Annotated in this window: 12 protein-coding genes; 5 read left to right on the top strand and 7 right to left on the bottom strand. The window is 68.1% G+C overall.

The genetic code is table 11. The features are described from left to right. On the bottom strand, window positions 1-1,383 hold the full coding sequence (locus DMC61_RS15395; protein WP_125689837.1) for an FAD-binding oxidoreductase: 1,383 nt from the start codon (window positions 1,381-1,383) through the stop codon (window positions 1-3). Between the two features lie 188 nt (window positions 1,384-1,571). Between DMC61_RS15395 and DMC61_RS15390 the strand changes: the two genes are divergently transcribed. Continuing rightward, window positions 1,572-2,363, top strand: coding sequence for a Calx-beta domain-containing protein (locus DMC61_RS15390; RefSeq protein ID WP_125689967.1), 792 nt, complete (start codon window positions 1,572-1,574; stop codon window positions 2,361-2,363). On the opposite strand, the gene DMC61_RS15385 is transcribed toward DMC61_RS15390, so the two are convergent. After that, a complete protein-coding gene (locus DMC61_RS15385; protein ID WP_125689966.1) occupies window positions 2,347-5,310 on the bottom strand; it encodes a BTAD domain-containing putative transcriptional regulator in 2,964 nt (987 codons plus the stop codon). The genes DMC61_RS15390 and DMC61_RS15385 overlap by 17 nt on opposite strands. 173 nt (window positions 5,311-5,483) lie before the next feature. Here DMC61_RS15385 and DMC61_RS15380 point away from each other — a divergent pair, with 173 nt between their 5' ends. Then, complete coding sequence (locus DMC61_RS15380) at window positions 5,484-6,470, top strand: hypothetical protein (protein WP_125689836.1); 987 nt, start codon at window positions 5,484-5,486, stop codon at window positions 6,468-6,470. A 60-nt stretch (window positions 6,471-6,530) separates the two neighbouring features. Here the strand turns inward: DMC61_RS15380 and DMC61_RS15375 are convergent, their stop codons facing one another. Together DMC61_RS15375 and DMC61_RS15370 are read right to left on the bottom strand one after the other, a co-directional pair. Continuing rightward, window positions 6,531-7,028, bottom strand: a complete 498-nt coding sequence (locus tag DMC61_RS15375) for a DUF3830 family protein (RefSeq protein ID WP_007033814.1) — start codon at window positions 7,026-7,028, stop codon at window positions 6,531-6,533. Further along, window positions 7,028-8,278 (bottom strand): aspartate aminotransferase family protein, encoded by a 1,251-nt coding sequence (locus DMC61_RS15370; protein ID WP_125689835.1) that lies wholly within the window; start codon window positions 8,276-8,278, stop codon window positions 7,028-7,030. The genes DMC61_RS15375 and DMC61_RS15370 overlap by 1 nt, the downstream gene beginning before the upstream one ends. An 88-nt stretch (window positions 8,279-8,366) precedes the next feature. On the opposite strand from DMC61_RS15370, the gene DMC61_RS15365 reads away from it, so the two are divergent. The 3 genes from DMC61_RS15365 (at window position 8,367) to DMC61_RS15355 (ending at window position 11,848) form a co-directional block, all read left to right on the top strand. Beyond that, window positions 8,367-9,830, top strand: coding sequence for an NAD-dependent succinate-semialdehyde dehydrogenase (locus tag DMC61_RS15365; protein WP_037341201.1), 1,464 nt, complete (start codon window positions 8,367-8,369; stop codon window positions 9,828-9,830). Next, window positions 9,827-10,888: a tartrate dehydrogenase gene (locus DMC61_RS15360; protein ID WP_125689834.1), complete on the top strand. Its 1,062-nt coding sequence runs from the start codon at window positions 9,827-9,829 to the stop codon at window positions 10,886-10,888. Before DMC61_RS15365 ends, DMC61_RS15360 begins: the two co-directional genes overlap by 4 nt. Window positions 10,889-11,371: 483 nt before the next feature. After that, on the top strand, window positions 11,372-11,848 hold the full coding sequence (locus tag DMC61_RS15355; RefSeq protein WP_063271597.1) for a DUF4262 domain-containing protein: 477 nt from the start codon (window positions 11,372-11,374) through the stop codon (window positions 11,846-11,848). A 4-nt stretch (window positions 11,849-11,852) separates the two neighbouring features. Here DMC61_RS15355 and DMC61_RS15350 read toward each other — a convergent pair whose 3' ends face one another. The 3 genes from DMC61_RS15350 to DMC61_RS15340 are packed head-to-tail and all read right to left on the bottom strand — an operon-like array spanning window position 11,853 to window position 14,104. Then, window positions 11,853-12,545, bottom strand: a complete 693-nt coding sequence (locus DMC61_RS15350) for a GntR family transcriptional regulator (protein WP_125689833.1) — start codon at window positions 12,543-12,545, stop codon at window positions 11,853-11,855. 3 nt (window positions 12,546-12,548) lie between these two features. Beyond that, window positions 12,549-13,319, bottom strand: coding sequence for a maleate cis-trans isomerase (locus DMC61_RS15345; protein WP_125689832.1), 771 nt, complete (start codon window positions 13,317-13,319; stop codon window positions 12,549-12,551). Between the two features lie 44 nt (window positions 13,320-13,363). Beyond that, window positions 13,364-14,104, bottom strand: coding sequence for a maleate isomerase (locus tag DMC61_RS15340; protein ID WP_016336992.1), 741 nt, complete (start codon window positions 14,102-14,104; stop codon window positions 13,364-13,366). Window positions 14,105-14,123: the final 19 nt, after the last annotated feature.

Genomic DNA, 14,123 nt, shown 5'->3' with positions numbered 1-14,123 from the left:
TCAAGCCCTCTCAGCGAAAAGAACGCCGGGGTTGAGGATCCCGGCCGGGTCGAAGCTTTCCTTGATCCGGCGCATCAGCGCGATCTTCGCCGGGTCCTCCAGGTCGAGGAAGTAGCCGGCCTTGGCCCTTCCGAGGCCGTGTTCGCCGGAGATCGCGCCGCCGAGTTCCATGCCGAGCGCGAAGATGTCGGTCAGCAACTGTTTCCGTTTGTCCGCGTCCTTGCAGAAGATGGCGAGGTGGACGTTGCCGTCGCCGGCATGGCCACAGCCGAGCGCGCCCGCCTCGCGCGACAACGCCATTTCCCTCGCTTTGCGCAGGAACTCGGGCATGGCGGATCGCGGGACCACCACGTCGATCACGTCGTCCGCGCCGGCCGCCTTGGCCGTCCAGAACGCCTTTTCGCGAGCTTCGATGAGCTTGCGTGCCGAAGGGCCTTCGAGCACGTACACGTCCATCGCGCCGAGGTCTCCCAGCAGCCCGCCGAGTTCCTCGATGTCGGAGTGCAGCCGGTCGCTGTCGCGGTTTTCCAGCGCCACCACCAGATAGGCCTGCGCCGTGTCCCGGATGGAGTCCGGTACGCCGAGGCTGAGTTTCTCGTTGTAGCTGATCGCGGCGAGCGTCAGGTTGTCGATGTACTCGAGGATGTGCGGCGCGAGCCCGCTGGAGATGATCTTCGGGACGACGGTCATCACCTCGTCGAAGGTCTCGAACGGGGCGAACACCGTGGCACCGTGCGGCAGGCGCGGGTACAGCTTCACGATGACCTCGGTGGCGATCGCGAGGGTGCCTTCGGAGCCGATGATCAGCTGGGTCAGGTCGTAGCCCGTCGACACCTTCGAGGTCTTGCCGCCGGTCCGGATGATCTCACCGGTCGGCAGCACGGCCTGCAGGCCGACGACGTTGTGCCGCGTGACGCCGTACTTGACCGCACGCATGCCGCCCGCGTTGGTGCCGACGTTGCCGCCGACACTCGCGCTCAGTTCCCCGGGATAGACGGTGTAGCCGAGTCCGGCTTCCGTGGTCTTTTCGTCCAAATCGGACAGTGTGACGCCCGGCTGGACGACGGCGACGTGGTTGTCGGTGTCGATCTCCAGCACCGCGTTCATTCGTTCGAAAGAGATCACCAGGCCGTCTTCGCGAGGCCGCGCGGCACCGGAAAGGCCGGTGCCCGAACCGCGCGCGGTGACCGGCACGCCGTGTTCGCCTGCCGCCTTCAGCAGTTCCGCGACCTCTTCGGTGCTTCCCGGCTTCGCCAGGTAGGCGGGCCTCTGCGCCGAGGTGGTCAAAGCCTCGTCGTGTGCGTAGTCCTCGGGAATCGCCTCGCCTGACAGCAAGTTCGCGTCCCCGACGATCTCGGCGAACCGTGCCGCAACATCGCCCATCGACTGCCCTTCCTCACGCTTCTTTGCCTGGTTACCGAAGCGTAGTACGTCGTGGACGAGGATGGCCATGAATCATTTTCATGTTTGCTCCCGCTGGTCACAACCTCACGACAACCTCACTCGGTTACCCATGTCGCAGCGGGCCGCGGCGGTCCGCCGGAAGGGGAGGACGCTCGATGGGATCAACGATGAGGCGGATCGCGGCGCTGGGGGCGTCGTTCGCGATCGCGTTCGGGCTCGCGGTACCGGCGGCCGAAGGCGGGGAAACGGCCTGCACCGTGCCCGTGGTGAACGTCGGCGGCGTCAGCCAGGCCGAGGGGACAAGCGCCGGGTACACCACCCTTCTCTTCACCGTTTCACTCGCCGACGGCGGTTGCGCACCGCAGGGCTCGGTCGAATACCGGACGATCGAGGGCAACGGCTCGCCGGTCGATCCGGCGTTCGTCGCGAAGGAGAGCGTCGACTACCTGCCGCGCGCGGGCACACTGACCTGGTCCGGGCGGGCGGACACGCAGACGGTCGCGGTCGAGGTCCGCGCAGATTCCTTCGTCGAGAACGACGAGATGTTCTCACTGCATCTCTACGGCGGGAAAGGCCTCCGGATCGGGCACAGCGTCGGCGTCGCCTGGGTGGCCGACGACGACAAGGTCAAGACCGTGCCGCTGGCCACCACCCAGGAAGGCGAGATCTGCTGGTCGATCCCGCCCAACTTCGCGCAGGCCGCCACCTGCAAGGTGCCGCTCGTGCTCTCCCGGCCGTGGCTCGCGGGACCGCTCACGATCCGCTATCGCACCGAAGGCTCCGCCCACGAGCCGGTGAAGGACGGTGTGGTCACCTTCCAGCGTGGTGAGACCAGGGGATACGCCGAGCTCACGGTCGTGCCCGGGCAAACGGGGAAGGCTCGGGTCGAGTTCTTCGCGCCGTCGCAGGGCAGGCTCGTGTACGCGACCTCGACCGTGGTGATCAGCCCCGCCGGGTGACGAGGTCGGCGTCGGCCGTCGCGTTCGCCCGCCGGTACAGCTCGATCGCTCGAGCCCAGTGGGCGGCCGCGGCGGCCGTGTCCCCGCACCGTGTCTCCAGGTCACCGAGGTCGCGGTGCAGATGAGCCTCCTCGTATGGATCGGGGACGCCCGCCCGGACCGCGACGCCGCGTTCGAGGCTCTCCCGCGCCGCCGTCAGATCGCCGAGCCCCAGATGGGCACGGCCGAGCCGGTCGAGCGCGGCCGCCTCGCTGTGCCGGTTCCCGACGTCCCGGCTGATCAGCAGCGCCTGGTCGAAGTCGTCCCGCGCGGCCCGGAAGTCCTTGCGGGCGAGGTGGACCTGGCCGGCGTGCAGCAGCGACTCCCACTCCTGCCAGCGGTCGCCGATCGCCCTGGACGCGGCCAGCGCCTTGCCGAGGTGGTCCAGCGCGACGTCGTGATCGCCGAGTTCCTCGTAGGCCTCGCCGAGCGTGTCCAGGGTGGCCGCTTCCAGCCGGGCGTTGCCGAGCTCGCGGAACGTCTCCAGCGCGGCCGTCAGCGGGCTGAGTCCGTCCATCGGCTGGCCGCGGCGAATGCAGGCGTGGCCGAGGTTGCGCTGGGACAGGGCACGCCCGAGCCGGTTGCCCGCCGAGGTGCATCGCTCCACGGCCAGCTGGTACGCGGTGATCGCCTCGTCGAACCGGCGAAGCGCGGCGTAGGCGTTGGCGGTGTTGTTGTAGATGTGCCCTTCGCCTTCGAGATCACCCGCCGCTCGGGCGGCCTTCAACGCGCGGGCGTTGGTTTCGAGCGCGTCCGTCAGCCTGCGGGTCATGAAGTAGGCCGCGCCCAGCGCACGCAGCATTTCCGCCTCCGCCAACGGATCGTCGAGCTCGACGGCCGCCGCGGCCCCCTCGCGGCAAAGCCCGATCCGCTCGTTCCAGCCGCCGGTGGTGTCGTAGAAACTGGTGAGCAGGTAGGTGAGCTGCCAAGCGGCGGTGTTGCGGCCGTGTTCGCGGGCGAACCGCACCACGGGCAGCAGATTCGCCCGCTCGGCCCCCAGGAACGCCAGCGCCGCGCGTCTTTCCGCCGGGAACGGCAGCCCGGGTGCCGGATGCCGCAACGCCGGGGTGACCAGATCGCGGTTCGGGTCGATGATCCGGTTCGCCTCGGCGGCGACGTGCAGGTACCAGTCGATCAGCCGGTCCGCCGCCTCGGCGCGGCTCGACGTCGTTTCGTCGGTGCGGGCGCACGCGACGGCGAACTCGCGGATCAGATCGTGGAGGCGGTAGCGGTCCGGGCCGGCAGGGGTGATCAGGTGCGCCGCGGACAGCTCGGCGGCCGCGGTCCGGCCCGCTTCGGCGGGCACTCCGCACAGCGCGCCGCCGAGCGCCGCGCTGAACGATGTTCCGGGGATCAGCCCGGACAGCCGGAACAGCCGGGCCGGAGCACGCTCCAGCGGCAGGTAGGCACTCGCGAGGACGGTTTTGACGGTCCGGGAATCCCCTTGTACCGCAAGGGTTTCCAACCGCCCAGCGCCGGTCAGCTCATGGGTGAGCTCCGCGATCGGACGATTCGGCTCGCCGGTCAGGCGCGCGGCGGCGATCCGCAACGCCAACGGCATCCCGTCGCACAGCCTGGCCAGCCGCGCGGCCTGCCCGGGTTCGCGGGCGACGCGATCAGTACCCAGCACCCGGGTGAGCAGGGTCATCGAGTCCGGGTCGGCCAGCGCGTCGAGGGCGAACACCCGCACGGCGTGCCTGCTGCCGAGCGCCGCCAGCGTCTGCCTGCTCGTGACGATCAGCATCGTCTTCGCCGTACCAGGAACGAGAGGAAGGATCTGCTCGACGCCGCCCGCGTTGTCGGCGACGATCACGCAACGCCTGCCGTGCAGCAGTGAGCGGTAGAGCGCCGCGCGTTCGGCCGTCGCGTCGGGCAGCCGGTCGTCAGGGAGGCCGAGCCCGCGCGACAGATGCGCGAGCGCGTCGCCCGGCGAGACCGCCTCGTGCGGATCGTGCCCGGCCAGATCGAGGAAGAGCTGACCGTCGGGGAAGCGGTCCGCGATGCGATGCGCCCACTGCACGGCGAGCGCGGACTTCCCCATCCCCGCCGCCCCGGAGATCACCACGACCGGCGGCTCGGCTTCGTCGAGAAGCGCGTCGAGTGAAGCGAGCTCCTGCTGCCGTCCGGTGAAGTGCCCGACACGGGCGGGAAGCTGTGCGGGCGCGGTGCCCCGGGCGGGTGCGTCGAGTTCGGGCGCGCGTCGAAGGATCGACGTGTGCAGTTCGACCAGTTCCGGTCCGGGGTCCACGCCGAACTCGTCCGCCAGTCCTCGGCGCACGGCCTGGAACGTCTCCAGCGCCTCGGCATGCCTTCCACAGCGATGCAGGGCGAGCATGTGCAGTGCGGCGAGCCGTTCGCGGTACGGCTGTTCGGCCCGGAGCCGCGGAAGTTCTCGGAGGACTTCCTCGTGTTCACCGAGCCGGAGCTCCGCGTCCCAAAGTTCTTCCCAGGCGGACAGCCGTAGCTCTTGCAGCCGCTCGACCTCGCGCAGCCCCCAGCCGTCGAGTTCGGCGTCCGCGAAGGCATCGCCGCGCCAGAGCCGCAACGCCTCACGCAGCGCCGTCACCGCCTGACCGGGATTACTCCGCTTGGCGGCACGAAGTTCTTCTTCGAAGCGAAGAGCGTCGACAGAGGACGATGCGACCGTCAGGACGTACCCGGGTTTGCGCGTCTGCAGGACCAGCGGGAATCCGCAGTCCTCCAGTGCCTGCCGGATCCGGGCGACATGGCTGTGCAGGGTCTTCACCGCGGTGCGCGGCGGATCCTCACCCCAGAGCACGTCGACCAGCCGGGGGATCGGGACGACCGAGCCCGCGTGCAGGGCGAGAACGCCGAGCACGGCTCGCTGGCGGGCGCCGTGCAACTCCGCCCGCCCGGTGGGGCCGATCGCTTCGACCGGGCCCAGCACCCGCAGTTCCCCTGGCCCGGGCACCCTGCTCCCTCCGGCATGTGACCTCGGTGAGCGTATCCGGGCGAAGACCCACCGAAATCGGCCGATTAGGGCACACGATCTCGACAACCGCGCCACAACCGGTGTGGCCGACGGTCAACGGGTCGAACGTTTCGCCCAAGGAGGGGAACATGATCAGCAGGAATCCGCGGCGCAGGCGAACACTGCTCGCCTCGGCCGTCTTGGCCGCCGCGACGCTGTTCGCGGGGGTCGCGCCGGCGGTGCAGGCCGCGCCGGGGGACCGGAGCGACGTCTTCATCCGCGACAACGCGTCCGATGTCGGGTTCGAACCCTCGACCGGTTCGCTCTACTCCAGCCCCGACATCCGGGTGTGCCTCACGGAGATTCGGTGCCTGACCGATGACCCGGTCGCCCAGGGAGACAACGCCTTCATCCATGTCACGTTGAACAACCCGGGCCCGTACGGGGACAAGCTCGAGAAGGGGACGCTGCAGGTCTACTACACGAAACAAGGCACCGTGGCCCAATGGGCGAGCCAGTGGACCTACATCGGCTCGAAGACCGGCGTGTCCGTACCGTACGGCGCCAAGACGGTCGTCATCCCGTGGAAGGTCCCGCTCGGCTCGCACTTCTGCTTGCTGGCACGGTGGCTTTCGCCGACCGATCTGCCGACCGAAGGCCTGAGTACGTCGGCGAACGCACGGAACAACAACAACATCGGCTGGCACAACGTGAACGTCCTGCCGTTCCGGATCAAGATCCCCGAGTACCGGCCGATCGTGTTCGGCTGGGACGGTCCCGACCCCACCGCGGTCGGCGACATCGTCTTCACCCAGCCGGGCAGGCCGTTCACCGGCCCGGGACGGATCACCATCGATCTCGGCCCCGACCTCGCCGCGCGCTGGCGGGCCGCCGGCGCGAAGGGTGAAGGTGTCGCACGGATCGGCGAGACCGAGCTGGCCATCGTCGATCCGCAGAGAGCCCGGATCAGCGGTTTGACGTTCAAGTCCGGCGAACAGGTGGGCGCCAGACTGAGTTTCACCGCGGGAGCGGAGGCGGCAGGGGGACAGCAGTACACCGTCAACGTGACCCAGGTCGACCAGCGCGGCGAAGAGGTCGGTGGCGTCGAGTACCGGCTCTCCGAAGCGCGACAGTAAGCCAGGGAGGGGTGCCGGCCCGTGGGCGGTGAGGGTGGAAACCCGCACCGCCCACGGGTTTCAGGCGCGGGCGAACGAAAGCGTCTCGCCCTCGACACCGCGCAGCCAAAGGTCCTGCGCGGCTTCCGCCATCTCGGCCAGCCCCTCTTCGATCGTCGCGAACACGTTGCCTGGCACCCAGCCCGCGTCGCCGTTGATCAGCAGGTTGTTGCGGCCGTAGAAGATCGCGAGATCCGTCGCGCCCTGATCGCTGTGCGCCTCACTGCCTTCGTCGTAGCCGTACGCCGGGTTGCCGATCTCCCAAGCCTCGAAGCCGAAGTACACGACGTCCCCCGGAATCGGGGTCACCGTGGGGTTTTCGCGGCCCGGTTTCGGTTCGGCGAAGGGCGGCACGAGCGTGTAGACCTCGTTGCGCGCGTACTTCGCGTGGTAGGCCGAACCGCTCTGCGGCAACGCGTCCCACACCGCGCGGCAGGTTCGCGGGGCTTCGGCGTCGAGCAGCCGGGCACGGCAGGAGACCCCGCGCTTGTCCAGGGTGATCGTTATGTAGCGGGCCATCACTCGACCCCCGCCACGACGTCGCCCCAGATCCGCAGCGCCTCGTCGACCTGTCCGGAGTCGACGATCAGCGGCGGCACCATCCGGACGACGTTCATGTACGCCCCGCAGGTCAGCAGAAGCAACCCGTTGGAGGACGCGGCTTTCTGCGCCGCCTGGGCCTTCGCCGTGTCCGGCTCGCCGTCCGGCGTGGTGAATTCGGACCCGACCAGCAGCCCCAGCCCGCGCACATCGCCGATCGACGGCGACTTGTCCGCGATCACCCGCACGCCTTCCAGGAGCTGGCGTCCTCGTTCGGCGGCGTTCTCGACCAGACCTTCGCGCTGGATCACCTCGAGTGTGGCGATCGCCGCGGCGCAGGCCACCGCGTTGCCGCCGTAGGTCCCGCCCTGGGAACCGGGGAGCGCCTTCGCCATCAGCTCCTCCGACGCGGCGATGCCCGAGATCGGGAAGCCGCTCGCGAGCCCCTTCGCGATGAGCACGATGTCCGGGCGCACCCCGAAGTGCTCGTGCCCCCAGAACCGGCCCGTCCGGCCGAAGCCGGTCTGGATCTCGTCCATCACCAGCAGGATCCCGTGCTTGTCGGCGCGTTCCCGCAGCCCGGCGAGGAACTCGGGGTTCGCCGGGACGTACCCGCCCTCGCCAAGCACCGGCTCGATGAAGAACGCCGCCGTCTCGTTCGGCGCGCAGACCGTCGCGAACAGGTAGTCGAGCTCGCGCAAGGCGAACTTCGTCGCCGTCTCCTCGTCCCAGCCGTAGTGGAAGGCGTACGGGAAGGGCGCGACGTGCACGCCGGACATGAGCGGCGAGATCCCGGCGCTGAACCGGGTGCCCGACGTCGTCATCGTCGCCGCCGCGACGGTCCGGCCGTGGAACCCGCCCTGGAAGACGATGACGTTGGGCCGCTTGGTCGCCTGCCGTGACAGCCGGAGCGCCGCCTCGACCGCCTCGCTGCCGGAGTTCGCGTAGAAGAGTGAATCCAGGCCCTCCGGCAGGACACCGCCCAGCTTCTCGGTCAGCTCCAGCATCGGCTTGTGCATGACCGTCGTGTACTGCCCGTGGATGAGTTTGCCGATCTGCTCCTGCGCCGCGCTCACCACGTGCGGATGACAGTGGCCGGTGCTGGTCACGCCGATACCGGCGGTGAAATCCAGGTGACGTTTGCCATCGGTGCCGTAGAGGTAAACCCCTTCACCGTGGTCGACCACGACCGGCGTTGCCTGCTTGAGCAGCGGTGATAGCTGGGCCATGGGCTGCGCTCCTAGGTCGGCTGAGCTGTTGTCGATTGTTGACAATATCCATAGCATGGCGTTCGGGACAACATGGAGGAGCGTTGGGATGAGCTCGATCAGTGAGGCCGGCGTGGTCACGTCGGTCGACAAGGAACTGTTCATCGGCGGCAAGTGGGTGCCCGCCGCGGACGGGAAGACCTTCCCCGTTCTCGACCCCTCGACGGGTGAAGCCCTGTGCGAGGTGGCCGACGCGTCACCGGCGGACGGTGTCAGCGCACTCGACGCGGCCGTCGCCGCGCAGGCCGACTGGGCGAACGTCGCCCCGCGCGAACGCGGTGAGATCCTGCGCCGCGCCTACGAACTGCTGATCAAGCGCGCCGACGAACTCGCACTGCTGATGACCCTCGAGATGGGCAAGCCGCTCGCGGAGTCGAAGGGCGAGATCACCTACGCGGCCGAGTTCTTCCGCTGGTTCGCGGAGGAAGCCGTCCGGATCGACGGTGGTTACGCCGTCGCTCCCAACGGGACAGGCCGGTTCCTCGTGACCAAGCAGCCGGTCGGTCCGTGTCTGCTGATCACGCCGTGGAACTTCCCCATGGCGATGGGCACCCGCAAGATCGGGCCCGCGGTGGCGGCAGGCTGCACGATGGTCATCAAACCCGCTGCTCAAACCCCCCTTTCGATGTTGGCCCTCGCGGCCATCCTCGCCGAAGCGGGATTGCCGGAAGGCGTGCTGAACGTGCTGACGACGTCGGACTCCGGCGGCGTGATGGAGCCGTTGATCCGGGACGGCCGTGCCCGGAAGCTGTCCTTCACCGGCTCGACCGGCGTCGGTCGGAAGCTGCTGGAACAGTGTGCGGACAAGGTGCTCCGCACTTCGATGGAACTCGGCGGCAACGCCCCCTTCCTCGTCTTCGAAGACGCAGACCTCGACGCGGCGGTCGAAGGCGCGATGACCGCGAAGATGCGCAACATCGGCGAGGCCTGCACGGCCGCGAACCGTTTCTATGTCCAGCGGGGCATCGTCGACGAGTTCTCCCGGCGCCTCACCGAGCGCATGGAGGCCCTGCCCATGGGCCGTGGCACCGAGGAGGGTGTCGTCGTCGGCCCTCTCATCGACGAAGCCGCCGTCGAGAAGGTCAGCGGCCTGGTCTCCGACGCCACCGAGCGAGGAGCGCGCGTCCTCACCGGTGGATCCACTGTGGATGGTCCGGGCAACTTCTATCAGGCCACGGTGCTCACCGATGTTCCGAAGGACGCCAGGCTCGCTTCGGAAGAGATCTTCGGGCCGGTCGCCCCGATCACTCCGTTCGACAGCGAGGACGAGGCCATCGCGGCGGCGAACGACACCGAATTCGGTCTCGTGTCCTATGTGTACACCTCCGATCTCAAGCGGGCTCTGCGGGTTTCGGAACGGCTGGAAGCCGGCATGATCGGCCTCAACCAAGGGCTGGTCTCGAATCCGGCGGCGCCGTTCGGCGGGATCAAGCAATCCGGCCTCGGCCGCGAGGGCGGCACCGTCGGCATCGACGAGTTCCTCGAGACCAAGTACATCGCGGTGGCTCTGTGACTTCTTCGTATCGGATCGCGAGTATCCCCGGCGACGGGATCGGTGTCGACGTGACGGTCGAGGCCCGCAAGGTCCTCGACCGCGCGGCGGCATCACACGATTTCTCCTTGTCCTGGAAGGAGTTCGACTGGAGTTGTGAGCGGTACACCAAGACCGGCTCGATGATGCCGGACGACGGTATCGAGCAACTCTCCCGGTTCGACGGGATCTTTCTCGGTGCCGTGGGCTTTCCCGGTGTCCCGGATCATGTTTCGTTGTGGGGCCTCCTCATCCCCGTTCGGCGTGCGTTCGGTCAGTACGTCAACCTCCGGCCGGTCCGGCTGCTGCCGGGGACGACGTCGGCATTGGCCGGCCGGAGCGCCGACGAACTGGAGATGGTGATCGTCCGGGAGAACTCCGAGGGCGAGTACTCGGAGCTCGGTGGCAGGCACAATCGAGGTCTGGGCAACGAGTTCGTCTTACAGGAATCCGTGTTCACGCGGGTCGGGGTCGAGCGGATCATCCGCTATGCCTTCGACCTGGCGAAGACGCGGACGGGGCGGGTCTGCTCGGCGACCAAATCCAACGGGCTCATTCACTCGATGCCGTTCTGGGACGAGATCTTCGCCGAGATCTCTTCGGAGTATCCGGACGTGCACGCCGAACAATGCCATGTCGACGCGCTCGCCGCGCGGATGGTGCAGGCGCCGGACCGGCTCGACGTCGTGGTCGCTTCCAATCTGTTCGGCGACATCCTGAGCGACCTGGCGGCGGCCGTGACGGGTGGGCTCGGGATGGCGCCTTCGGGCAATATCAATCCGACCGGTGAGCTCCCTTCCATGTTCGAGGCGGTGCACGGCAGCGCTCCCGACATCGCCGGACAGGGCATCGCGAATCCGGTGGCGCAGATCCTGGCGGGAGCGATGCTGCTCGAACATCTCGGGGAAAGCGTTGCGGCACAAGACGTACGCGCGGCCGTCGAAAAGGTTCTCGAGGAGGGGACCGTGCAGACCCCTGACCTCGGAGGGAAGTCCACCACCGCCGAACTCGGGTCCGCGGTGGTCGCCGCTCTATCTTGAACCATCCGCCTGGAGGCGTGTCAAGTCCCGGATGTCATGAATGGTCCATTCACGATTTCGGGTAGTACGTGAAGCCCCCTTCGCTGCGGTTAACGCAAGGAAGGGGCCTTCACGGTCTGGATGTCGAGCGGGTTGGATTCACTTCGCAGGGCATGTAGTGCACGACAGGCCACTGAAGGTTGCGAAAGCCACTTTCCCAACCTTCAGTGTTGCGAAAGTGGCTTTCGCGACACGTCACGTTCGCCGTACCCCTCGATAGTGCCGACCCCCGCCGCGGCCCGGCCGTTGAACTCCGCAGGTTCTTCCTTCTCGGCAAGCAGTAGATTTTCTCAAGACGAAAAACGTTGCCACTAAAGGGAATCTCGGCGCGAAGTCCAGTATGAAAGCCCGTTCGCCGCCCGTGTGCCGATCCGGGGTGTGGGTTTTTGTCGGTGCCGCGGTGCACAGTGTCGATCATCGGATTCGACGACTGGAGGAGTGTCGATGTGCTGGCATTGCGACAACCCCGGAAAGACCCGCGACGACTACCTCGTCGAGGAGGTCCGTCCCCTGATCCGCAAGTACGGCTGGATGGTGCAGACGGTCGAGCGCGGAATCGTCCAACCGGGCTTCGCGTACACGGTCGGGCTCACCGACGCCGGGCTTCCGGAGCTCGTCGTCACCGGCCTGAGAGAACGAAGATCCGGCCAGCTGCTGAATTATTTCGCCCAGCAGGTGGTCCGGTCGGGGCCGCCGGAGCCGGGGGAGGTACTGCCCGCGGAGGTGGGTTGGCCGTCGTTGGAGGTCGTGCCGCTCAGTTCTCCGCCGGCGCACCTGCTCACCGCCGTCTTGCTGTACGGCGAGAACTTCCGGGCCCTGCAACTGGTCTACGAGGACGAGCACGGCAATTGGCCATGGGACAGGGAGTTCCGTGGCGGGACCGGTGGGCAGCCGGTGCTGGGGGCGCGGGGCCGTGGCTGAATCCCTAAGGCACAGCGGGAGCTTCGCCCTCCCGCAGGCTGGTTCCCGGGGCCAGCCGTTGGACGGCGTCCTCCATATGGGCCTCCAGCAGCGAAAGCGCGGTCTCTTCGTCGCCCGCCCGCAGGGCCTCGATGATGCTGGTGTGCTCGGTGACCCGTTCTTCGACCTGCTGATAGGTCCCCTGCAGCGCGGTGAGGCACATCCGGGTCTCGATCAACAGGGTCCGCGCCATGCGCACGAGCCGTTTGCTGCCGGAGGCGGCGATCAGCGCCTCGTGGAAACGGAGGTCCGCCCAGGAGAGCGCGGTCGGGTCGTCCTCGTCCGCGGCGGCGGCCATGGCGCGCACGGCCTCTTCGAGTTCGGTGGCGATCCGTTCCCGGTCCCCGCGCAAGGCGCGCAGCATCGCGGCTCGTTCGATGGCCGAGCGTGCCGAGTAGATGTCGTAGACGTCGCCGGGTTCGAGGTCGATCACGAACAGTCCGCGGTGCCGCTCGCTGCGCAGGAGCCCTTCGGACACGAGATGCTGCATCGCCTCGCGCAGCGGTCCCCGCGAAACCTGGAACCGGGAGGCCAGGTCCGTTTCACCGAGCTGGGTGCCGGGTGGGAGGGCGCCGGTCATGATCGCGTCCCGCAACTGGCGCGCGATGATCCCGGCGGTCGATTCCCGGCTGACCGGCTCGATATCCGGCAAGGACATGGCTCAGCTTCTCCTCTGTCCGAACAAGGCGCCCAAGGTGCGGACGAGCGGGGACTTCCCGGTGAGCCGCAGGCCCTCCCAGACGGTGACCTGGTTGGCGGTCAGCACCGGCTTGCGGATCCGGGTTTCGAGCGTGTTGATCTCGCCGAGCGTCCGCATGGCGGTGTCGGGGACGAGCAGGGCGTCGGCGGCCGGGTGGTCGCGGCTCACCGCGAGTTCGACGACGGCTTCCGGGCTGAGATCGCCGACCTCGGCGGCGGTGTCGATATCCGCGCTGCCCATCGAGACCACTTCGATCCCGCCCGCACCGAGGAACTCGACGAACAGCCGGGCGACGTCGTCGGGGTAGCTGGCGGCGACCGCGACCCGCCGGACGCCGAGCGCCCGTGCGGCGTTGACGAAGGCGAAGGACGTGCTCGACGCCGGGACACCGGCGACGGCCGCCAGCCGGTCGGCCTGGTCGCGGGCGCCTTCCCAGCCGTAGACGAAACTGCCGCTGGTGCACGCCCAGACCACCGCGTCCGGTTCGTGCTTGGCGACCAGCGGGGCGCCGTCGGCGAGCCGGCTTTCGCTGCCGAGGTCCAGTAGCTCGGGCACGGCGTGGAGATCGGTCCCGTAGATGTGCTCGACCGGCAGTTTGATCCCGGCCATGTCCCCGCCGAGGAGCTGTTCCGCGAGCGGGTAGTCGTCTTCGGCCGCGTGATCGGGGTAGATGAACCCGATGGTGGTCGTCTCGGACGGCGGCTCGGGTGGGGCGAACGGCGTGATGGGCACGGAACCTCCGGAGGGCAGATTGTCGACAATCGTAAGGGAAGAGGTCAGTCGACCTCCCGGAGCCACTTGCCGGGCCCGACGATCGGCAGGTTCATCCGCCGGAGGCAGGCCCACATCGTGAGCTGGTTCGCGGTGAGGACGGGTTTGCCGAGCGCGCTTTCGAGCGGCTCGATCAGATCGTAGGTGGGGAGGTTGGTACAGCTGACGAAGATGGCTTCCGCGTCGGCGTGGTCGGCGGCGAGGATGCGTTCGGCGATGGTCCGGTAGCTGACCTTCCAGATGCCACCGCCCAGGCCGAGGTGGTCGCTCGAAACGGTGCGGACGCCGAGTTCGGCCAGGAAGTCGTGCAGCTTCCCGGTCAGGTCGCCGTCGTAGGGCGTCAGTACCGAGACCCGGTGGAGGTCGAGCTGATGCAGGACCTCCGCCAGCGCTCCGGACGTGGTGACGGCGTCCGTCGCGCCCGCGTCGCAGATCGCCTTGGTCAGAGAACGTTCGTAGTCCACACCGTTGACGAAACTGCCGGAGGTGCACAGATAGGCGACGACTTCGGGCTCCACGTGGAGCACGTCCCTCGTGGCGGCGGCGAGATGCCTGCTGTCGCTGACGAGCTGGGCCATCTCCATGCTGACGGGCACCGGCTCGTACGGCGTGCGCGCCAGATGGAGGGAGACCTCCATGGGTACCCAGCGCCACAGCTCGCGTTCCAGGGCGAGGTCGAAGGGGGCGATCACGCCGATACCGCGCTGCGCCAACGGGCCTTCGAACTCCAGTAAGTCGAAATCCAAGTCTCAGCCTCCGGAAAGC

The organism is Amycolatopsis sp. WAC 04169 (assembly GCF_003947535.1).
Taxonomy (GTDB): domain Bacteria; phylum Actinomycetota; class Actinomycetes; order Mycobacteriales; family Pseudonocardiaceae; genus Amycolatopsis; species Amycolatopsis keratiniphila.
This window is presented reverse-complemented; position numbering and strand designations above follow the sequence as displayed.

Coding starts and splice junctions, on each gene's coding strand:
- DMC61_RS15375 (WP_007033814.1), bottom strand. CDS start 7,028: ATGGCCCGCTACATAACGATCACCCTGGACAAGCGCGGGGTCTCCTGC.
- DMC61_RS15380 (WP_125689836.1), top strand. CDS start 5,484: ATGATCAGCAGGAATCCGCGGCGCAGGCGAACACTGCTCGCCTCGGCC.
- DMC61_RS15365 (WP_037341201.1), top strand. CDS start 8,367: ATGAGCTCGATCAGTGAGGCCGGCGTGGTCACGTCGGTCGACAAGGAA.
- DMC61_RS15370 (WP_125689835.1), bottom strand. CDS start 8,278: ATGGCCCAGCTATCACCGCTGCTCAAGCAGGCAACGCCGGTCGTGGTC.
- DMC61_RS15395 (WP_125689837.1), bottom strand. CDS start 1,383: ATGGGCGATGTTGCGGCACGGTTCGCCGAGATCGTCGGGGACGCGAAC.
- DMC61_RS15350 (WP_125689833.1), bottom strand. CDS start 12,545: ATGTCCTTGCCGGATATCGAGCCGGTCAGCCGGGAATCGACCGCCGGG.
- DMC61_RS15355 (WP_063271597.1), top strand. CDS start 11,372: ATGTGCTGGCATTGCGACAACCCCGGAAAGACCCGCGACGACTACCTC.
- DMC61_RS15390 (WP_125689967.1), top strand. CDS start 1,572: ATGAGGCGGATCGCGGCGCTGGGGGCGTCGTTCGCGATCGCGTTCGGG.